The organism is Streptomyces sp. NPDC001219 (genome assembly GCF_053597915.1).
This window is the reverse complement of sequence record NZ_JBSFJF010000054.1, coordinates 25,253-44,045: the sequence shown is the minus strand read 5'-3', so window position 1 is coordinate 44,045 and position 18,793 is coordinate 25,253. Positions and strand designations below refer to the sequence as shown.

The following is an 18,793-nucleotide window of genomic DNA, read 5'->3' as shown; positions in this document are numbered from 1 at the left end:
GCCGTTGCCAGGGCGTGTCCGTGATGTCCCGCCCGGCCTCGGAGGAACCCTGCGGCAGTGGGCAGAGGGGATCTCGACGGGCAGCCGGGCATGGCGGTATGTCCTCACTCAGGGTCCGCGCCCTGGCTCGACGTGACGGCGACAAGAGTCTCCTGGCTCCCGGATCGGCGTGTCCTCCGGCCTTCCAGTCCCGCGTACGTCGATGCACGTGTGCGCGGCGGACCGTGGCCCTCGTCGGAGGAACGCTCCCCGGTGACAGTGGCGGGACCGCGCCGGATTCACACCGGACTTCCTCAGCTGTCGCCGAATGGCTCCGGCAGTCCACCACGCACCGCGAATGCCCGTCAACTCACCCTTGACCTGCGACGCTGCCCTGTGGCAGGCGCTGTGGCGCACACCACAGCGCGGCGGAGACGTCACCGGCGGCCGCCCGCACGCCCCCTGATCCCGCGTCACCGTCCGGCGCGCGGCTGCCGGGGCGGCCCACGGACGAGGCGCCCGGCGGACGACGGCTGAGGCCGCGGTCGGCCGGACGCCTCGTCCGGTCCGTCGTGTCCGGCCGGGTCAGCCGGCGACGATCAGATAGATGCCATAGGCCACCGCGACCGCGCAGAGCGCGAAGGCGGCCATCGCGCCGGCCCGTGCGCCGGTGCCCGGTACGGCGACCGCGGCCGCCGCACCCTCGTGGCCGGTCTTGCGGGACGTACCGGCGATGCCGACGGTGAACAGGCCCACGATCCCGACCGTCACACCGAGGGTGACGCCGAAGACCTGGCCGAGAGCTGCCCAGTCGATGCTCATGGAGTTCCTTACGTGATGACAGCTAGCGGGTGACCGTCGCGGCCTTGGCGCGCGGGGCGGTGGTGGTGGGGGCCTCGGCCGCCGGTGCGTCGGCGGTCTCCGGGGCGTCGGCTCCCGGGGCCTGCTGGCCGGCCGGGGGCGGCGAGACGGTGCGCAGCGCGGCGGTGACCACGCCCGCCGGCTCCGCTGCCGGGCCTTCGTTGACGTTGGTGTGGTCGACCGGCTTGCGCCGGGAGGCGGCCCAGATCGCGCCGCAGATGCCGAGTCCGAGGACCGCCACCGCCGCCACGCCCCAGTCGCCCTGTCCGGCCAGGAACGCGGCACCCGCCGCGACCGCACCGGCGGCCGGCAGCGTCAGGCCCCAGGCGAGGACCATCCGGCCGGCCGTGGACCAGCGCACCACGCCGCCCTTGCGGCCCAGGCCGGAGCCCATCACGGAGCCGGAGCAGACCTGGGTGGTGGAGAGCGCGAAGCCGAGGTGGGAGGAGGCCAGGATGGTGGCCGCGGCGCCGGTCTGGGCGGCGAAGCCCTGCGGCGGCTGGATGTCGGTGATGCCCTTGCCCATGGTGCGGATGATCCGCCAGCCGCCCAGGTAGGTGCCGAGCGCGATGGCGAGACCGGCCGAGGCGATGACCCACAGCGGCGGGTCGGCGTGCGGGGCGACCACCCCGCCGGTGATCAGCGCGAGCGTGATCACACCCATCGTCTTCTGGGCGTCGTTGGTGCCGTGGGCGAGGGAGACCAGGGCGGCGGAGGCGATCTGGCCCGCGCGATAGCCCTTGGCGGTGTCCGCCTCGTCGCGGTTGCGGGTCAGCCGGTAGGTGAGCCGGGTCGCCGCCAGCGCGGCCAGGCCGGCGACGACCGGGGCGGCCACCGCGGGGATCAGGACCTTCATCACGACGGCGTCACCGTGTACGCCGTTCGTGCCGACGGACACCAGGGTCGCGCCGATCAGACCTCCGAAGAGGGCGTGGGACGAGCTGGAGGGGAGACCGGCGAGCCAGGTCAGCAGGTTCCAGACGATCGCGCCGACCAGGCCGGCGAAGATGACTTCTGGTCTGATGCCGGCGGCTTCGTCGATGATCCCCCCGGAGATGGTCTTGGCCACCTCCACGGAGAGGAACGCGCCGACGAGGTTGAGGACTGCCGACATCGCCACCGCGGTCTTGGGTCGCAACGCCCCGGTGGAGATGGTGGTGGCCATCGCGTTGGCCGTGTCGTGGAAGCCGTTCGTAAAGTCGAACACCAAGGCCGTGACGATCACGATCCCGATGAGAAGCGTGATGTGTTCCATTCACCCAGGCAATCAGTTCGAAGGTCAGTGTCGCTGGGACCGTACGGAGAGCGGGTGAACGGAAAGTGAACTGGGACGGGCGTGGTGATGACACCACCGCAGTGTTCACGCGGAGGCGCCTCCGGCGTCACTTCCGCCTCACCTGTTGGTGAACTTCCTGAGCTAGCCGCCGGTCCCCAGGTTCCGACGAGCCGTTCCCCGCGGTCCCGTTGTCGCGGAGTCACCTCGACCGTAAGGGGCGAGTTACTCAAGGGGCCTCAAAACCGGTCAATCCCCGGCATTCGCGGAGGTGGCACCGGATGGCGGATACCGGTCGGGCGGCCCCCAGGCGTACGGTGCCCCGGCCCGCTCGTACGGTGTCGCGCACCACGTCCGCATTCGCCGCACCGCGCCGGAGGACCCATGAAGGACCACCCCGACGACCTCGCCGCCGCCTGGAGCGAACTGGTCGCCACCGCCCGCCGAACGGTCACCGACGGCCTGGTGGTCGGCACCTCGGGCAATGTCTCGCGCCGTATCAGGGACCTGATCCTGGTCACCCCCAGCGGCGTCCCCTACGACCGGCTCGGGCCCGGCGACACCACCGCGGTCGACCTGGAAGGCCGCCAGATCATCGGCGCGCTCCGGCCGACCAGCGAACTGCCGATGCATCTGACGGTCTACCGCGACACCACCGCCACCGCCGTCGTCCACACCCACGCCCCGCACGCCACCGCCGTCTCCACCCTGGTCACCGAACTCCCGCCGGTCCACTACATGACCGCGGCGCTCGGCGGCCCCGTCCGCGTCGCCCCCTACGCCCTGTACGGCAGCGACGAGCTGGCCGCCGCCATGCGCGAGGCGCTGCGCGACCGCACCGCCTGCCTGCTCCAGAACCACGGCACCATCGCCTACGGGGACAGCCTCGGCCAGGCGCTGGACCGCACCGCGCAGCTGGAGTGGATGTGCCGGGTGTGGCTCACCGCGAGCTCCGTACCGGGCCACACCCCGCACCTGCTGTCGGCCGGTCAGCTCGACGCGGCCGCCGACCGGCTGCGCGGCTACGGCCAGCAGGACGGCCACCCGGGCTGACCGCGCGCCCGGCACGCCCGTCGCGGCGGCGGCCCGCACCCCGTCCGCCGCCCCCGGCCCGTCCGGCCCCCGGAGCCCGTCCGCCGCCTCCGGGCCGGACGGGCTCCGGCCGGTCACCCGCCCGACTCCGCCCGGTGGCCGCGCCCGGCACCGCTGCGCACACTGGTGAGGTGCGCCTGGGTACTGCGGCGGCCATGGCCGCCATCACCGTGATAGGTGCCGGGGCGGCCGCGGTGGCGGTCGGCCGGTACGCCAGTGACATTGCCCTGAAACCGTCGCCGGACCAGCCCTTCCCGGGCGACTCCCGCCTCACCGTGCACTCCGCCACCGAGGAGCGCATCGCCCTCACCCGCAGCCTGGCGTCCCAGCGGCCCGGCACGTACGGGCTCACCGGCTCCGGCTGCCACGCCGTCATCGGCGACGTCGTCCACGGCGTCCCGCACCCCGCCGACGCGGTGGTCCGCCGCCTGGTACGGGTCACCCACGGCACCCTCGGGCCGGGCAACCGGATGCGGCTCACCCCGCAGGTGCACATCGGCAACCCCCGCGACGCCCTCGGCCTCGACTGCGCCGACATCGACATCCCCGGCGAACTCGGCCCGCTCCCGGCGTGGTTCGTCCCCGGCGTACGCGACACCTGGGTCATCGCCGCCCACGGCCTGGGCACCACGCGCGAGCACCCCATGGTCGTCATGCCGTTCCTGCACCGCCACCGGCTGCCGGTCCTCGCCCTGTCCTACCGCAACGACCCCGGCGCCCCGCGCACCGGCGACGGCATCCACCACCTCGGCGAAACCGAATGGCGCGATCTGGACGCGGCGATCCGCTACGCGCTGCGCTACGGCGCCCGGAACGTCGTCCTCCACGGCTGGTCCACCGGCGCGACCATGGCACTGCGCGCCGCCACCCGCTCCGCGCTGCGCGACCGGATCTGCGGCCTGGTCCTGGACTCCCCGGTCCTCGACCGGTACGCCACGGTCCGCGCGCTGGCCGCCGCCCGCGGGGTCCCGCGCGCCCTGCTGCCCCTGGTGGTACGGGCCGCCGAGGGCAGCACCGGCCTGCCCCTCGACCACCCCGCCGACGCCGTCGACCCGGACGAGCTGGAGATCCCCACGCTGCTCTTCCACGGGCCGGACGACGTGATCGCCCCGTGGACGGCCTCCCGTTCCTTCGCCGCCCGCCGGGCCGACCTGATCACGCTTCAGCCGGTCCCGCACGCCCCGCACGCCGCGATGTGGAACGCCGACCCGTCCGGCTACGAAGAGGCACTGCGACGCTTCCTCACCCCACTCATGTGACCCCACCCAGGTGACCTGGCTCCGGCACCGGCCCCACCGACGGCTTCCCCACCCACCGCCCTCTCCTCTTCCTTTTCCTTTCCACTTCCGCTGCCACCGGCCCGGTCCCCCGATGACTCCCGGGTGTACGGGCGGACAACGCCCCTCATCAGGGATGGGGCGGCGGGATGACCGGCCGGTGGCAGATCGCAAGCGGGGTTCCGATTGGGCTTTCGGGCCGACAGCGGCAACACTGCTCCTGTGACGTCCCGTACCCCGCGCGACTCCCGGCTCCGACTCGTCCCCCGTCAACCGGTTGCGGCCGCCCGCCGGGCGGTGACAACCCGGACCAAGCGCCCGGCGCCCCGGCCACCCGAGGGCACACCGCCGCCCGCGGAACTGGCGCGCCAGGCCCGTGCCGTCCTGGCCGGCGCCGCCCGGCTCGCCCGCTGGGCCGACAGCGTCGGTGCCGGCGCCGCCGGCGGCAGCCTGCGGGCCGGCCCCGACGGAGCGCTGCCGGAGACCGCCGCGGAACGCGCCGCCGAGGCACTGGGCCTGACACCACAACAGGTCCGCACCGACTGGGACCGGGCCCGGCTGGCCGGACTCGTCGAACTCCACGACGGCCTCGCCCGCCCCGGCTGGCGGCTGCGGGCCTGGGACCGCGACGACACCGCCGTGCTGCGCGGCTGGGTCGCGCTCTTCGACGCCTGGTCGCTGGCCCGCCCCGCCCCGGCCGCCGCCGGCCCCGCGATAGTCGCCGAAGTCGTCGAGGCGCTGCCGCAGTTGCTGTCCCTGCTGCATCTGTCGGCCGGCCCCGTCCGGCTGCCGGTGCTGCTCGACATGCTCGACCAGCGCGTCGCCGAGCTGCGCACCGAACGCTGCGAGGTCCCCTACGGCCAGGACCCGGCGGGCCCGGGCTCCGCCGACGAGGCCGCGGCCGCCGGCGACGCCGCGGGGGCGTCGCTGGCCGCACTGCTGGACTGGGCCCTGGACGCACTGCGCACCGTCGGCGCGTTGGTGCCGCCGGACGGCGCGGAGGCCGCGCACGAGGGCGCCGAGGCGCAGCTGACACCGCTCGGCAACTGGTCGGTGTGGGTCAAGCTGGAACAGATCTGCGTCGCCGCGCAGAGCCCGGCCGGCCACATCGAACAGTCAGCGGAGGCGATGCTCCGCGGCTGCGCCCGCCTCACCCCGGGACCGGCCCGCGCCGAATACCGCGCCTGGCTCGCCGCCCGCTCCGTCGGCGCGGCCGTCGAGGAGCTGCTGACCGTGGCCCGCGGGGAGGACGCGCTGCTGCGCGGTCTGGCCTTCGAGGCGCTGCGGGCGGTCGGCGCCCCGGCCGAGGCCGCCGTACGGGCCGCGGCCGACGAGCCGGCCCTGCGGCCGTACGCCCTGCTGTGGCTGGTCGAGCACGAGGGCGGCGACCCGGAGACCGCGCCCGATGTGCTCACCCGCGAGGAGTCGACCTGGCTGTGGGTGGACACCGCGGCCGCCGTCGCCGACCACGGCGAGACCCAGCTGCTGGTCAGGCATCTGGACTCGGCGGTCCAGGGCTCGGTGCCGCGGCTCCTGGAGGAGGTGCGTGCCGTCGGGCACCCCAGGACCGTCCAGGTCCTGGTGGCCCTGGCCGCGGCCCACCCCGACCCGGCCCTCGCCAAGGCGGTCCGCCGAGCGGCGTTCCAGGTCCACACGGGCGGGGTGTGACCTCCCACGTTGTCGGCTTTCCCGCCGTGGTGGCCCCGCGCAGCGGAGCCTCAACGGCGGGAGGCCACCACGGCGGGCAAGCCGAAAACGTGGGAAGGAAAAACGATTTGCACGGGCCCGTTAGACTGCCTCCCATGGCAGTTCTCCTTTGGGTTCATTAGACGGCGCAGCCCGCTCTCGGACCGTCCAATCCGCCGTCTTCCTGCCCTGGAGCTTTTCCGTGATCACCGCCTCCGGCCTCGAGCTGCGTGCCGGCGCCCGCATCCTCATCGAGTCCGCTTCCTTCCGTATCGCCAAGGGCGACCGCATCGGCCTGGTCGGCCGTAACGGCGCCGGCAAGACCACCCTGACCAAGGTCCTGGCCGGCGAGGGCATGCCCGCCTCCGGCTCGGTCACCCGCGGCGGGCAGGTCGGCTATCTGCCGCAGGACCCGCGCACCGGCGACCTGGACATCCTCGCCCGCGACCGCATCCTCTCCGCCCGCGATCTGGACACCGTGCTGCGCAAGATGCGCGAGAACGAGGACCGGATGGCCAACGGCAAGGGCGCCACCCGCGAAAAGGCGATGAAGAAGTACGAGCGCCTGGAGACCGAGTTCCTGACCAAGGGCGGGTACGCCGCCGAGGCGGAGGCCGCGACCATCGCGGCCAGCCTCGGTCTGCCCGACCGCATCCTCGGCCAGCCGCTGCACACCCTCTCCGGCGGTCAGCGCCGCCGCGTCGAGCTGGCCCGGATTCTGTTCTCGGACTCCGACATCCTGCTGCTCGACGAGCCGACCAACCACCTCGACGCCGACTCCATCGTCTGGCTGCGCGACTACCTCAAGACCTACCGCGGCGGTTTCATCGTGATCTCCCACGATGTCGACCTGGTCGAGACCGTCGTCAACAAGGTGTTCTATCTCGACGCCAACCGCTCGCAGATCGACATCTACAACATGGGCTGGAAGCTCTACCAGCAGCAGCGCGAGGCCGACGAGAAGCGCCGCAAGCGCGAGCGGGCGAACGCCGAGAAGAAGGCCGCGGCGCTCAACACCCAGGCCGACAAGATGCGGGCCAAGGCCACCAAGACCGTCGCCGCGCAGAACATGGCCAAGCGCGCCGACAAGCTGCTCGCCGGGCTGGAGGCGGTGCGCGCCTCCGACAAGGTCGCCAAGCTGCGCTTCCCGGACCCCGCGCCGTGCGGCAAGACCCCGCTCACCGCCGAGGGCCTGTCGAAGTCCTACGGCTCCCTGGAGATCTTCACCGACGTCGACCTGGCCATCGACAAGGGTTCCCGGGTCGTCATCCTGGGCCTCAACGGTGCGGGCAAGACCACCCTGCTGCGCCTGCTGGCGGGCGTCGAGACCCCCGACACCGGCGCGGTCCGCCCGGGACACGGCCTCAAGCTCGGCTACTACGCCCAGGAGCACGAGACCCTGGACCCGGACCGCACGGTCCTGGAGAACATGCGCTCGGCCGCCCCGGACATGGACCTGGTCGCCATCCGCAAGACGCTGGGCTCCTTCCTGTTCTCCGGCGACGACGTCGACAAGCCCGCCGGGGTGCTCTCCGGCGGCGAGAAGACCCGGCTGGCCCTGGCGACGCTGGTGGTCTCCTCCGCCAACGTGCTGCTGCTCGACGAGCCCACCAACAACCTCGACCCGGCCAGCCGCGAGGAGATCCTCGGCGCGCTGCACACCTTCACGGGCGCGGTGGTCCTGGTGACGCACGACGAGGGAGCGGTGGACGCGCTGGAGCCGGAGCGCATCATCCTGCTGCCCGACGGTGTCGAGGACCTGTGGGGCCAGGACTACGCGGACCTGGTCGCGCTGGCCTGAGAGCGGCGGACGGATCATGCCGTATGGATCATTCGGCCGACGAGTGATCCGTCATCTGAGTGAGAACGGCTCGTACACCGGCGAGTCTGCGGCCTACGGCCGGGTCCTTGGGGCCCGGCCGTCGCCGTTTCAGCGGCATACCACCTGACCTGCCGCTTCTCGCGCAAAGCCGGGCGAGGACGGCCTCCCGCCCGGCCGGAATGAGGCATTCCGGCCCGGATGAGCGGCCGCCGGACGGCAAAGGATGTCGTACGGACCTTGCGGAATGGGTGGCCAGGAAGCCGGGGAGGGGTGATCATGAGAGTCCAGAGCGCACTTCCCACGAGGAGGCACGGGTGGCCGAGACTCTGAAGAAGGGCAGCCGGGTAACCGGCGCCGCGCGCGAGAAGCTCGCGGCAGACCTGAAGAAGAAGTACGACTCCGGTGCGAGCATCCGGGCGCTGGCCGAGGAAACCGGCCGCTCCTACGGATTCGTGCACCGGATGCTCAGCGAATCCGGTGTGGTCCTGCGCGGTCGCGGCGGAGCCACGAGGGGCAAGAAGGCCACATCGGCCTGACGGCCGCGACTCCGGGTACAGCGGTGTCCCCCCGGCCGGCCGAGCAGTCGGCCGGGAGGTTACCGTTCAGTCACTTACGCACGCAGGTGCGGCTGGCTGACTCGGAGGCGCTCATGACTCTGCTCGACAAGGACGGCGTGCGGCTCACCGTGGACGGTGCGATCGCCACGGTGACCCTCGCCAACGCGGCCAAGCGGAACGCGCAGTCGCCGGCCATGTGGCGGGCGCTCGCCGAAGCGGGGTCGCTGCTGCCGGGAAACGTACGGATCGCGGTGCTGCGCGGTGAGGGCAAGTCCTTCTCCGCGGGCCTCGACCGTCAGGCGTTCACGCCCGAGGGCTTCGACGGCGAGCCGTCGTTCATCGATCTGGCGCGCGGCACGGACAGTGCACTGGACGCCACCATCGCCGAGTACCAGGAAGCGTTCACCTGGTGGCGGCGCAATGACCTGGTGTCCATCGCCACCGTGCAGGGGCACGCCATCGGCGCCGGCTTCCAGCTCGCCCTCGCCTGCGATCTGCGGGTGGTGGCGCCGGACGTCCAGTTCGCCATGCGCGAGACCAGCCTGGGACTCGTACCGGACCTGACCGGTACCCACCCCCTGGTCGGGCTGGTGGGCTATGCCCGCGCGCTGGAGATCTGCGCCACCGGGCGCTTCGTGCACGCCGAGGAGGCCGAGCGGATCGGGCTCGCCAACCTCGTGGTGCCCGGCGACCAACTCGACGCCACCGTGGCCGACTTGGCGGCCGCGCTCACCGCCGCGCCGCGCGATGCCGTCATCGAGACCAAGGCCCTGCTGGCCGGCGCCGCGGGCCGTACCTACGAGGAGCAGCGCCGCGCCGAGCGGGCCGCCCAGGCGCGCCGGCTGCGTGACCTCGCGGGTGTGGGGGAGTAGCACCCGCACCGTTCAGCTGTCCCGGGCTGCCCGGCGGCGCACCACCACGGTGCCCGGCCGGGCCGTTCGTCAGCTCTGCTCCACCGCCGTGACCAGCACGGCGACCGTCGAGGCCACGGGCGGCGCGGCGGCCACCGCCCGCCGTACGGCGCAGGCGACATCCAGCGCCCGGTAGCCGGGCGCGGTCGCCAGCTGGATCAGGGCATGCCCCTCCGTGAGGCGCACCGGACGGGAACCGCCGAGCACCGGCGCCAGCCGGACCACCCCCGCGACACCCCGCGCGACCGCGGCGATGCCCGCCGCGCCCTCCTGCGTCGCACCGGTCCGTTCCTCCGCAGCGGGCGGCACGTCCCCCGGGGAAGCGGAACGGGGCGACGCGGTGTCCGCCGTGGCCTCCTCCGTCTCCAGCAGACCGCCGACCCGCAGATCGACCACGCCGACCACCAGCCCCAGCTCCCGGACCGAGGCCTCCAGCAGCGCCGCGCGCACCTCGTCGGCCAGCGTGGGCAGCGGCCGGTCGGCGACCGCGGCGAACTCCGCCTCGATCCGCAGCGGGCCGGGCGGCAGGGCGCTCGGCGGCGCCGGCACCGCCGGTTCCGGGGCGTTGTCCGGATCGGCGACGGACAGCCGCAGCGTGCCGACGCGGACCCCGGCCGGCGTTCCGGACGCCGTCCGCAGCGCCCCGGCGGCCGCCTGCTCGGTGATCCACGAGCCGTCCGCGGGGCCGCCGAGCGGCAGCACCCGGCCGATGCCGAGCTGCGCCCGGACCGTCCGCGCCAACTGGTTCACGGCCACCGCGTCACCCCTTTCCCGGAAGGCCCACGGACCGATTCCCTGACCGTCCCGGACCACGCTCCCAGCCTGCCGCAGACCGGCCCGTGCGGCAGGGCGGTGCGCCCGGCGGTGCCGGGTGGAGCACTCGCCTGCCACATCCCCGGAGCGGCCCGGAAGCACCCGGCCTACTGTGGGGACCGGAGCGGGCGGACCGTTCCTCCCCGCGGAAAGGGACACGTCGATGAGCGAGAGCCAGCAGCACGCAGAGCCCGGGACGCCCGCCAAACGGGGCGGCGGCGCCCCCGCGACCCGGGGGCGGACCACCATCGCCGACGGTGTCGTGGAGAAGATCGCCGGCCTCGCGGCCCGGGACGTCCTCGGCGTGCATGCCATGGGCAGCGGCCTCGCCCGTACGCTCGGCGCCGTCCGGGACCGGGTGCCCGGCGGCAGCAGGTCCGCGACCCAGGGTGTGAAGGCCGAGGTCGGCGAGGTGCAGACCGCGCTGGACCTGGAGATCGTGGTCGACTACGGCGTCGCCATCGCCGAGGTCGCCCGGTCCGTCCGGGAGAACGTCATCGCCGCCGTGGAGCGGATGACCGGCCTGGAGGTCGTCGAGGTCAACATCGCGGTCAGCGACGTCAAGCTGCCCGACGAGGCAGACGAAGAAGAGGAATCGGAGCAGCGGCTCCAGTAACCGGACCCGTCCGGCGTGGCAGCGAAGGAGCGCACGATGAGCATGGCCGTGGCCGGTCTCTTGGCCGGTATGGCGCTGGGCTTCGCCGGATACTTCGGTGGCTTCGGCGCCTTCGTCCTGGTGGCGGCGCTGGGCGCCGTCGGGTTCGTGGCCGGCAGGTTCCTCGACGGGGACCTGGAGGCCGGCGAGTTCTTCCGTCCGCGCGGCGGCGACCGCGACCGGCGGCGGTGAGGCCGGGTGGCGACGGTGTCCCCGGCCGCCGCCGCGACCGCCGTACCGGCGGGTGAGCGGGGCGCGACCAGAATCGCGGACCGGGTGGTGGCGAAGATCGCCGCACGGGCCGCCCGGGAGGCGCTGCGCGCGGAGTCCCCGCGCGCCCGTACGGACGCCCATGCGACGGTCACCGTGCACCGGCGCGACGACCGGCAGAACTTCGGTGAGGCGCGGCTGCGGATCGCCGTGGAGCTGGGCTACCCCTCCGACATCGGCGGACAGTGCCGGCTGGTGCGCCGTCAGGTCACCGAGCGGGTGACGGCGCTGGCGAACATGACCGTGCCCGAGGTCGCGGTGGAGGTCGAGCGGCTGCACTCCCCGCTGCTGGACCGTACGGACCGCGGGAGGGTCCGATGAGTGACGAGGACAGGGAGCCGTCCGGCACCCGGCGGCTGCCCACGCTCGACAAGACACCGGACGCGGCCGACGGATCGGCCCCCGGCGCGGCGGACGGCTCGACCCCGTCCACCGCGGACCCCACGGCCACGGACTCCGCCGGCCACGACCGGGTGCGGCGCTTCTGGTCGGCCCGCCGGGTGCCGGCGGCCCTGGTGGCGCTGGTGCTGCTGGCCGCGGCCGGCCTGCTGCTCTACGACGCGGCCGCGGTGCGTGCCAACCGACCCGCGATGGCCTGGCGCCGGCGGCTCGCCCGCGAACTGGCCACCCGTCACCTGGACAACCCCTGGGTCCTGGGCGCCGCCGCGGTCGCCGTGGTGCTCGGCATCTGGCTGTTCGTGTCGGCCGTGACCCCCGGACTGCGCCAGGTGCTGCCGATGCGGCCGGCGGCGCCGGACCTGCGGGCCGGGCTGGACCGGGCGGCCGCCGCGCTGGTGCTGCGCGACCGTGCCATGGAGGTCGCCGGTGTCCAGTCCGTACGGATGAAGGTCGGCCGCCGCAAGGCGAAGGCGCACGCCGTCGCGCACTTCCGTGAGCTGGACGAGGTCCGCGCCGACCTCGACACCTCGCTCGGCGAGGGACTGCGGCAGCTGGGACTGGCCCGTGAACTCCGCCTGACCGTGGACGTCCGGCGCCCGAAGAAGAGGTGAGCGAGCGATGCGCAGGGTCCGCGGAACGGTCAACCGGGTGCTGCTCGGTCTGAGCGGTGTGGTGCTGTTCGGCGCGGGCGGCCTGGTGCTGCTCGGCGGCCTCGGCCTGCCCGCGAAATGGCACCTCGCACTGCCCGCCGGCTGGCCCTGGTCCCGCCCCGGCCAGGTGCTGCTCCCCGCGGGGCAGCGCACCCGCTGGACGGACCAGGGCTGGTGGTGGCCCGTCGTCATCGCCGCGCTGGCCGTCTTCGTGCTGCTGATGCTGTGGTGGCTGCTGACCCAGCTCCGGCGCCGCCGGCTGCAGACGATCCTCGTCGACAGCGGCGACGGCGAGGGCGCCGTGCTGCGCGGCCGGGCGCTGGAGGCCGCCCTCACGGCCGAGTCGGAGGCGCTGGACGGCATCGACGGGGCCGGTGTGCTGCTGACCGGCCGCCGGAGCGAACCGCGGGTGCGGGCCGTGCTGGCGCTCGCCCCGCACGCCGACCCGGGGACCGTCGTGCGGCGGCTGTCGGACGAGGCGGTGGCGCACGCCCGCCGCTCGGCCGGCCTCGACCGGCTGCCGGGCGAGGTCCGGCTGCGCGCGGTCAAGCACCGCCCCGAGCGGGTCAGTTAGCGCGGTACGGGCGGCGCGCCCCGGGTCCGCCGCCCGTGCGGGGTCAGAACCCGCGCCGGGCCCCGCCGTCCACCGGCACCATCACCCCGGTGACATACGACGCTGCGGGCGACAGCAGGAAGGCCGCGGTCCGGCCGAACTCCTCCGGCGTCCCGTAACGGCCCAGCGGGATCGACGCGCAGTTACGGGCGCGGGACCCCTCCGGGTCGCCGGAGAGCGCGTCGAGCTGGGTCATCCGGTCGGTGGCGATCCGGCCGGGCAGCACGCCGAGGACGCGGATGCCGCGCGGGCCCAGTTCGTTGGCGAGCGACTTGGCGAAACCGGCGAGACCGGGGCGGAGCCCGTTGGAGAGGGTCAGTCCGCCGATCGGCTCGTGCACCGAGCCGGACAGCACGAAGCCGATCACCCCGCCCTCCGGCAGCTCGGCGGCGGCCGCGCGGGCCAGCCGCACCGCGCCGAGGAAGACCGACTCGAAGGCCTCCTGCCACTGGGCGTCGGTGTTGTCGGCGGCGGTGCCGGGGGCCGGGCCGCCCACGCTGATGAGCACCCCGTCCAGTCGGCCGAAGCGCTCGCGGGCCGCCGCCACCAGACGGCCGGGGGTGTCCGCGTCGGCGTTGTCGGCCGCCACTCCCAGGGCCCGTTCGCCCAGTGAGGCGGCCGCCGCGGACGCGCTCTCCTCGGTGCGTCCGGTGATCACGACATGGGCGCCGTCGGCGACCAGTTCACGGGCGGTGGCGAAGCCGAGGCCGCGGGTCGCCCCGGTGACGAGGTACGTCCGGTCAGTGAGTCCGAGATCCATGGCCCCTAGTGTGCCCGTGCCCCGTCCTGGAGGCCGAAGGCGGTCCCCACCAGGCCGATGTGGCTGAAGGCCTGCGGGAAGTTGCCCAGCTGGCGCCGGGCGGCCGGGTCGTACTCCTCGGAGAGCAGCCCCAGGTCGTTGCGCAGCCCCAGCAGCCGTTCGAACAGCTCCTGGGCCTCGGCCCGCCGGCCGCTCAGCTGGAGCGCGTCGGCGAGCCAGAACGAGCAGACCAGGAAGGTGCCTTCGCCGCCCGGCAGCCCGTCGACCGTGCTGCCCTCGGTGCTGTAACGGCGTACCAGACCGTCGTGCGACAGCTCCCGGAACACCGTGTCGATGGTGCCGAGGACCCGGGGGTCGTCGCCCGGCAGAAAGCCGACGCGGGGGATCAGCAGGGTCGCGGCGTCCAGTTCCGCGGAGCCGTAGGACTGGGTGAAGGTGCCGCGGTCGGCGTCGTAGCCGCGCTCGCACACCTCGCGGTGGACCTCGTCGCGCATCGCCCGCCAGCGGTCGACGTCCCCGCCGAACCGCGGAAACCCCTCGATGGCCCGCACCACCCGGTCGGCCGCGACCCAGGCCATGACCTTGGAGTGCACGAAGTGCCGGCGCGGCCCGCGGATCTCCCACAGCCCCTCGTCGGGGTCGCGCCAGGTGGACTCCAGGTAGTCCATCAGCGCCCGCTGGATGCTCCAGGCGTGCGGCTCGGCCGGCAGTCCGGCCGCGCGGGCGATGTGGAAGGAGTCCAGGACCTCGCCGTAGACGTCGAGCTGACGCTGTTCGACGGCGGCGTTGCCGATGCGGACGGGCGCGGAGCCGCAGTAGCCGGTCAGCCACGGCAGCTCGGCCTCCGGCAGCCGCCGCTCACCCGCCAGCCCGTACATGATCTGCAGGTCGTCGGGGGCGCCGGCCACCGCGCGCAGCAGCCAGTCCCGCCAGGCGCCGGCCTCGTCCAGATACCCGGCGGAGAGCAGGGAGTTCAGGGTGAGGCTGGCGTCGCGCAGCCAGCAGTAGCGGTAGTCCCAGTTGCGGACCCCGCCCAGCTCCTCGGGCAGCGAGGTGGTCGGGGCCGCCACGATGCCGCCGGTGGGCCCGTAGGTGAGGGCCTTGAGGGTGATCAGCGAGCGGATCACGGCCTCGCGGTAGGGGCCGGTGTAGCGGCAGCGCGCGGACCAGGCGTGCCAGTCGTCCAGGGTGTCCTGGAGCGCGGTGAACGGGTCGATCTGGGTCGGCCGGGGCTCGTGGGAGGGGTGCCAGGTCAGCACGAACGCGGCGCGCTCGCCCGCGGCGACGGTGAAGTCCGAGCGGGTGCTGAAGTCCTTGCCGTAGGTGGTGCTCTCGGCCGGGGTGCGCAGCCAGACGGAGTCCGGTCCGGCGATCGCCACCCGGCAGCCCTCGGTGGCGCGCACCCAGGGCACCACCCGCCCGTAGTCGAACCGCAGCCGCAGCACCCCGCGCATCTCGACGCTGCCGCTGAGGCCCTCGACGATCCGTACGACGTCGGGCACCTGGTCGCGCTGCGGCATGAAGTCGGTGACCCGGACACTGCCGGTGGGGGTCTCCCAGACGGTGTCGAGGATCAGCGAGTCGCCGCGGTAGGAGCGCTGGGCGCGGGCGTCGGGAGAGCACGGGGCGAGGCCCCAGTGGCCGTTCTCCTTGCCGCCGAGGAGGGCGGCGAAGCAGGCGCCGGAGTCGAAGCGCGGCAGGCACAGCCAGTCGATGGACCCGTCGCGGCCGACGAGTGCGGCGGTCTGGAGATCGCCGATGAGCGCATAGTCCTCGATACGTGGGTGCACTCAGCGCCTTTTCCCGCCCGGGGGAGGCGCTACGCCGTGGTGACGGCCGTCCGGGCTACGGCTTGGCCGAGGCAGGTGCCGGCGCCGCGTGGTCGCCGGCCGCCCCGGTGTCCCCGGCACCGGCGGGTTCCGCGGTCGGGCCGCCGTCCGGCCCGTCGTTCGGTTCGCCGTCCGGCGCGGCTCCGGCGGCCCCGGCCTCCTCGGCCGCCTTGGCGGCGGCCGCCCGGTCACGGCGCTCCCGGCGGACCAGGACGACCCAGCCGACGGGCACCGCCGCGGCGAACAGCCACCACTGGATCGCATACGCCATGTGCGGGCCGATCGAGTCGTGGTCCGGCTCGGGGACCAGCTCCGGCTTGCCGCCGGCCGGCTCGGGGCCGGTCTGCTCGATGTAGCCGCCGAGCATCGGCCGGCCGGCCCGCTTCGCCTGCTCCGCGCTGTTGATCAGCATGACCTGGCGGGCGGGCAGGCCCTTGGTGTCCTTGATGCCGCTGGCGGCGGTGGTCTCGTCGGCCATCATCCGGCCGGTCACGGTGACCTTGCCCCGGGGGGCGGCCGGCACGTCCGGGAACTTGGTGAGGTCGTTGCCGGCCGAGATCCAGCCGCGGTTGACCAGCACGGCCCGGCCGTTGCCGAGGACCAGCGGGGTGATCACGTAGTAGCCGATGCTCTGCTCGTCGGCGGCGGTGCGCTGGCGGACCACGGCCTCGTGCGCGGTGTCGTAGGTGCCGGTCGCGGTGACCGTGCGCCACATGTCGCGCCGGGGCAGCTCGCGGCCGGGGGCGGCCAGCGTGGTGACCGGAACCGGGTCGGCGGCCAGGCTGCGCGCGATCAGCCCGTTCTGCGCCACCTTGTGCTCATGCCGGTGGAGCTGCCAGTAGCCCAGCTTGATCATGACGGGGATCAGCACAAGACCCACGAGGGTGAGGATCACCCACTGCCGGGACAACAGGAAGCGGTACACGGCCTTGACGGTACCTGGGGCGCCGGGACCACCGAGCCGGGGGTCCCCGGTGGGGGCCGGGGGAGGGCCCGGCGGTGGCCGCCCGCGTCCGGTGGCCCTCCGCGCAGCTCCGGGAGGCGGCTCCCGGGTCAGACCCGGTCGACGATGCCCACCCGGCCGTCCGAGCGGGCGCAGTGCGCACCGCAGTACCACTTCTGGTCGGCCTCGACGCCCTGCCCGATGATCTGGCACCGGCAGTGCTCACAGATCGGCGCCATGCGGTGGATGGCGCAGGCGAAGCAGTCGAAGACATGCACCGCGCCCTGCGCGTGCACCTCGAACGTCATGCCGTATTCGTTTCCGCAGACCTCACAACGTGCCATGCGCCACAGAGTGCGGGCGCCGCCCGCGCGCGGCGCGGTGCCGGCGGGTGTGTTGGGCGGGCTTCACCCGGACGCAGGCGCCGGGGCCACGTCCTGCAGCAGCTGCATGAAGGCCGCCTCGTCGATCACGACCGTGCCGAACGAGGCGGCCTTGGCGGTCTTGGAGGTCCGGGAGTCGGGGTCGTTGGTCACCAGCAGGCTGGTCAGCCGGGACACGCTCGTGGCGACATGCAGCCCCGCCTCGATCGCCCGGTCCTCCAGCAGCTCGCGGTCCACGGACGTGTCACCCGAGAAGGCGACCCGCATCCCCTGGACGAGCTGTCCGCCGGACTCGTAGCGCCCCGGGTTGGGGTACGGGCACGCCGGGCGCTTACGGGCCGGCCGCCAGGACGTGGGGCGGTAGGCCGCCGCGGTGGCGCGCTGGCGGGGCGCGGGGGCGTCGGACCACTCCGTCAGCGGCTGGCAGCTGAGCAGCGGGAGCCGCAGATTCTCCTGCGCGGCCCGCCGCAGACTGGGCCGGAACGCCTCGGCCAGCACCCGGGCGTCGTCCAGGGCGTGGTGGGCGCGCTCCTGCACCACGCCGTAATGGGCGGCGAGGGACTCCAGCTTGTGGTTGGGCAGCGGCAGCCGCAGCTCCTTGGACAGCGCGATGGTGCACAGCCGCTGCTGCACGGGCGCGGTCGCCGCGGCGCGGGCGTACTCGCGGGCGATCATCGACCAGTCGAACATCGCGTTGTGCGCGACCAGCACCCGGTCCGCCAGCCGCCGGGACAGCTCCGGGACGATCTCCGGGAAGAGCGGGGCGTCGGCGAGCACGGCGCTCGTGAGCCCGTGAATCCAGACCGGCCCCGGGTCCCGCTGCGGGTTGACGAGGGTGTACCAGCGGTCCTGGACCTCGCCCTGGGCGTCGAGTTGGTACACGGCTGCCGAGATGATCCGGTCGTCGCGGGCCAGGCCCGTGGTCTCCACGTCGACCACCGCGTACCCCTGGGGATACGCGGACGGCCAGGGAGCCGGCGGCGTCTGCGGGCCCGGCTGCTGCCCGATCTTCGGCGCGATCGGGTCGGCGGCTGCTGCCATGCGGTCTTCGAGCATGGTCCCTGAGGATACGGGCCACCACTGACAGCCACCGAACCGCATGGGGGGTTGTGGGGGGTTTGCGCTTCTGGGGGGGCGGTGGGTGGGGGTGGTGAGGGGCTGGTTGGAGGGCAGGGTGGGGGAGTTGACGGGGTGTGGGGGGTGGGGCTGGCGGGGGCGGCCGGCGGTTGGGGGTGCTGTCCTGACCCGCCCACCCCCCGAAGGGGGGTGGGCGGCGGGGAAAAAACACAGGTGCGTCTGCCCGAAGGGGGAATTCCGCATGCCCCAGGAAGGCAGCGAACAGCCGCCAGATGCTCGCCAGCCGGACACGCGCGACCGCAGACACTCATGAGCCGGACGCCGCCCCCGCCGCAAGCAACGACGTCACCAGTGCCTCCAGGGAGACCGTGAACAGCCGCCCGGCGTCGACCGGGCCGGCCAGCGCGCGGGCCAGTGCCGGATCGTGTCCGGCGGTGGGGGAGTCCCACAGCTCGCCCTCGCTCGGGTGCTGCGCGGGGGACCGTTCCCGGTTGCGCTCGACCAGGACGAAGCCGACGACCTGGAACTGGACCGCCCGCACCGCCTCGGCGGCCGTCTCGCCGCGCAGCCCGGCGGCGTGCATCTCGTGGACCAGCGCCTGCTGTGCCGGCAGGAACATCCGCTCCGTCAGGCCGCGTTCGTGCACCATCGCGATCAGCTGCGGGCGCTCGCGCAGCGCCGAGTGCAGCGCGCGGGCGACCGACACGATGCGGGCGTGCGGGCTGTCCCCGGTGGGGTGGATCTCGCCCATCTCCCGGACGGTGCGCTCGACGAGGGCGTCCAGCAGCGACTCGCGGTTGCCCACGTGCCAGTAGATGGAGGTGACGGCGGTGCCCAGTTCCGTGGCGAGGCGGCGCATGGTCAGCGCGCCGGGGCCGTCCGCCCGCACCAGCCGGGCGGCGGCCGCCAGTACCTCTTCGCCGGTCAGCGCGGTACGTGTCAT

The 18,793-nt window shown here is 73.9% G+C and carries 20 protein-coding genes and 1 riboswitch; of the genes, 11 read left to right on the top strand and 9 right to left on the bottom strand.

Annotated features, from left to right (window positions below; genetic code table 11):
• Window positions 1-145 precede the first annotated feature (145 nt).
• Window positions 146-295, bottom strand: a riboswitch (cobalamin riboswitch).
• A gap of 269 nt (window positions 296-564) precedes the next feature.
• Both ACWC9R_RS28040 and ACWC9R_RS28035 read right to left on the bottom strand, forming a co-directional pair.
• Window positions 565-801, bottom strand: a complete 237-nt coding sequence (locus ACWC9R_RS28040; RefSeq protein WP_362612989.1) for a hypothetical protein — start codon at window positions 799-801, stop codon at window positions 565-567.
• A gap of 22 nt (window positions 802-823) precedes the next feature.
• Window positions 824-2,095 (bottom strand): inorganic phosphate transporter, encoded by a 1,272-nt coding sequence (locus tag ACWC9R_RS28035; RefSeq protein ID WP_450735624.1) that lies wholly within the window; start codon window positions 2,093-2,095, stop codon window positions 824-826.
• A 402-nt stretch (window positions 2,096-2,497) separates the two neighbouring features.
• Between ACWC9R_RS28035 and ACWC9R_RS28030 the strand changes: the two genes are divergently transcribed.
• From ACWC9R_RS28030 to ACWC9R_RS28005, 6 genes are all read left to right on the top strand, one after another.
• Entirely contained in the window at window positions 2,498-3,166 is a 669-nt protein-coding gene (locus ACWC9R_RS28030; RefSeq protein WP_450735622.1) for a class II aldolase/adducin family protein, read from the top strand.
• A gap of 170 nt (window positions 3,167-3,336) precedes the next feature.
• Window positions 3,337-4,464 carry an alpha/beta hydrolase gene (locus ACWC9R_RS28025; RefSeq protein WP_362612982.1) on the top strand — a complete coding sequence of 376 codons (1,128 nt, stop codon included), beginning with the start codon at window positions 3,337-3,339 and terminating at the stop codon, window positions 4,462-4,464.
• Between the two features lie 240 nt (window positions 4,465-4,704).
• Window positions 4,705-6,150 carry a hypothetical protein gene (locus ACWC9R_RS28020; protein WP_362612981.1) on the top strand — a complete coding sequence of 482 codons (1,446 nt, stop codon included), beginning with the start codon at window positions 4,705-4,707 and terminating at the stop codon, window positions 6,148-6,150.
• Window positions 6,151-6,370: 220 nt separating this feature from the next.
• Window positions 6,371-7,969, top strand: coding sequence for a ribosomal protection-like ABC-F family protein (gene abc-f / locus ACWC9R_RS28015; protein ID WP_450735620.1), 1,599 nt, complete (start codon window positions 6,371-6,373; stop codon window positions 7,967-7,969).
• A 335-nt stretch (window positions 7,970-8,304) separates the two neighbouring features.
• The gene (locus ACWC9R_RS28010; RefSeq protein WP_176604217.1) at window positions 8,305-8,526 is read left to right on the top strand and encodes a helix-turn-helix domain-containing protein; all 222 of its coding nucleotides are present in this window, start codon (window positions 8,305-8,307) and stop codon (window positions 8,524-8,526) included.
• 113 nt (window positions 8,527-8,639) lie between these two features.
• Entirely contained in the window at window positions 8,640-9,419 is a 780-nt protein-coding gene (locus ACWC9R_RS28005) for an enoyl-CoA hydratase/isomerase family protein (protein WP_450735618.1), read from the top strand.
• 69 nt (window positions 9,420-9,488) lie between these two features.
• Here ACWC9R_RS28005 and ACWC9R_RS28000 read toward each other — a convergent pair whose 3' ends face one another.
• Complete coding sequence (locus ACWC9R_RS28000) at window positions 9,489-10,214, bottom strand: hypothetical protein (protein ID WP_450735617.1); 726 nt, start codon at window positions 10,212-10,214, stop codon at window positions 9,489-9,491.
• Between the two features lie 220 nt (window positions 10,215-10,434).
• Between ACWC9R_RS28000 and ACWC9R_RS27995 the strand changes: the two genes are divergently transcribed.
• The 5 genes from ACWC9R_RS27995 to amaP are packed head-to-tail and all read left to right on the top strand — an operon-like array spanning window position 10,435 to window position 12,819.
• Window positions 10,435-10,887, top strand: a complete 453-nt coding sequence (locus ACWC9R_RS27995; RefSeq protein WP_450735615.1) for an Asp23/Gls24 family envelope stress response protein — start codon at window positions 10,435-10,437, stop codon at window positions 10,885-10,887.
• A 36-nt stretch (window positions 10,888-10,923) separates the two neighbouring features.
• Window positions 10,924-11,118 (top strand): hypothetical protein, encoded by a 195-nt coding sequence (locus ACWC9R_RS27990; protein ID WP_362610244.1) that lies wholly within the window; start codon window positions 10,924-10,926, stop codon window positions 11,116-11,118.
• Between the two features lie 6 nt (window positions 11,119-11,124).
• Window positions 11,125-11,517, top strand: a complete 393-nt coding sequence (locus tag ACWC9R_RS27985) for a hypothetical protein (RefSeq protein ID WP_450735611.1) — start codon at window positions 11,125-11,127, stop codon at window positions 11,515-11,517.
• Window positions 11,514-12,206 (top strand): DUF6286 domain-containing protein, encoded by a 693-nt coding sequence (locus ACWC9R_RS27980; RefSeq protein ID WP_450735609.1) that lies wholly within the window; start codon window positions 11,514-11,516, stop codon window positions 12,204-12,206. Before ACWC9R_RS27985 ends, ACWC9R_RS27980 begins: the two co-directional genes overlap by 4 nt.
• 7 nt (window positions 12,207-12,213) lie before the next feature.
• Entirely contained in the window at window positions 12,214-12,819 is a 606-nt protein-coding gene (gene amaP, locus ACWC9R_RS27975) for an alkaline shock response membrane anchor protein AmaP (protein WP_450735607.1), read from the top strand.
• A 43-nt stretch (window positions 12,820-12,862) separates the two neighbouring features.
• Here the strand turns inward: amaP and ACWC9R_RS27970 are convergent, their stop codons facing one another.
• From ACWC9R_RS27970 to ACWC9R_RS27945, 6 genes are all read right to left on the bottom strand, one after another.
• Entirely contained in the window at window positions 12,863-13,618 is a 756-nt protein-coding gene (locus ACWC9R_RS27970; RefSeq protein WP_362610252.1) for an SDR family oxidoreductase, read from the bottom strand.
• Between the two features lie 5 nt (window positions 13,619-13,623).
• The gene (locus ACWC9R_RS27965; RefSeq protein ID WP_450735605.1) at window positions 13,624-15,408 is read right to left on the bottom strand and encodes a glycoside hydrolase family 15 protein; all 1,785 of its coding nucleotides are present in this window, start codon (window positions 15,406-15,408) and stop codon (window positions 13,624-13,626) included.
• Between the two features lie 55 nt (window positions 15,409-15,463).
• Complete coding sequence (locus ACWC9R_RS27960; protein WP_450735604.1) at window positions 15,464-16,372, bottom strand: SURF1 family cytochrome oxidase biogenesis protein; 909 nt, start codon at window positions 16,370-16,372, stop codon at window positions 15,464-15,466.
• 128 nt (window positions 16,373-16,500) lie between these two features.
• Window positions 16,501-16,734: a hypothetical protein gene (locus tag ACWC9R_RS27955; protein ID WP_006606380.1), complete on the bottom strand. Its 234-nt coding sequence runs from the start codon at window positions 16,732-16,734 to the stop codon at window positions 16,501-16,503.
• A 63-nt stretch (window positions 16,735-16,797) separates the two neighbouring features.
• Window positions 16,798-17,829, bottom strand: a complete 1,032-nt coding sequence (locus tag ACWC9R_RS27950) for a DEDDh family exonuclease (RefSeq protein WP_450735602.1) — start codon at window positions 17,827-17,829, stop codon at window positions 16,798-16,800.
• 328 nt (window positions 17,830-18,157) lie between these two features.
• Window positions 18,158-18,793 (bottom strand): TetR/AcrR family transcriptional regulator, encoded by a 636-nt coding sequence (locus ACWC9R_RS27945; RefSeq protein WP_450735600.1) that lies wholly within the window; start codon window positions 18,791-18,793, stop codon window positions 18,158-18,160.

What these genes read in the sequence shown, in the direction of transcription:
- ACWC9R_RS27980 (WP_450735609.1), top strand. Translation starts at nt 11,514, where the DNA reads ATGAGTGACGAGGACAGGGAGCCGTCCGGCACCCGGCGGCTGCCCACG.
- ACWC9R_RS27995 (WP_450735615.1), top strand. Translation starts at nt 10,435, where the DNA reads ATGAGCGAGAGCCAGCAGCACGCAGAGCCCGGGACGCCCGCCAAACGG.
- ACWC9R_RS28005 (WP_450735618.1), top strand. Translation starts at nt 8,640, where the DNA reads ATGACTCTGCTCGACAAGGACGGCGTGCGGCTCACCGTGGACGGTGCG.
- ACWC9R_RS28030 (WP_450735622.1), top strand. Translation starts at nt 2,498, where the DNA reads ATGAAGGACCACCCCGACGACCTCGCCGCCGCCTGGAGCGAACTGGTC.
- ACWC9R_RS27955 (WP_006606380.1), bottom strand. Translation starts at nt 16,734, where the DNA reads ATGGCACGTTGTGAGGTCTGCGGAAACGAATACGGCATGACGTTCGAG.
- ACWC9R_RS27970 (WP_362610252.1), bottom strand. Translation starts at nt 13,618, where the DNA reads ATGGATCTCGGACTCACTGACCGGACGTACCTCGTCACCGGGGCGACC.
- ACWC9R_RS27990 (WP_362610244.1), top strand. Translation starts at nt 10,924, where the DNA reads ATGAGCATGGCCGTGGCCGGTCTCTTGGCCGGTATGGCGCTGGGCTTC.
- ACWC9R_RS28040 (WP_362612989.1), bottom strand. Translation starts at nt 801, where the DNA reads ATGAGCATCGACTGGGCAGCTCTCGGCCAGGTCTTCGGCGTCACCCTC.
- ACWC9R_RS28035 (WP_450735624.1), bottom strand. Translation starts at nt 2,095, where the DNA reads ATGGAACACATCACGCTTCTCATCGGGATCGTGATCGTCACGGCCTTG.
- ACWC9R_RS27950 (WP_450735602.1), bottom strand. Translation starts at nt 17,829, where the DNA reads ATGCTCGAAGACCGCATGGCAGCAGCCGCCGACCCGATCGCGCCGAAG.
- amaP (WP_450735607.1), top strand. Translation starts at nt 12,214, where the DNA reads ATGCGCAGGGTCCGCGGAACGGTCAACCGGGTGCTGCTCGGTCTGAGC.
- ACWC9R_RS27945 (WP_450735600.1), bottom strand. Translation starts at nt 18,793, where the DNA reads ATGACACGTACCGCGCTGACCGGCGAAGAGGTACTGGCGGCCGCCGCC.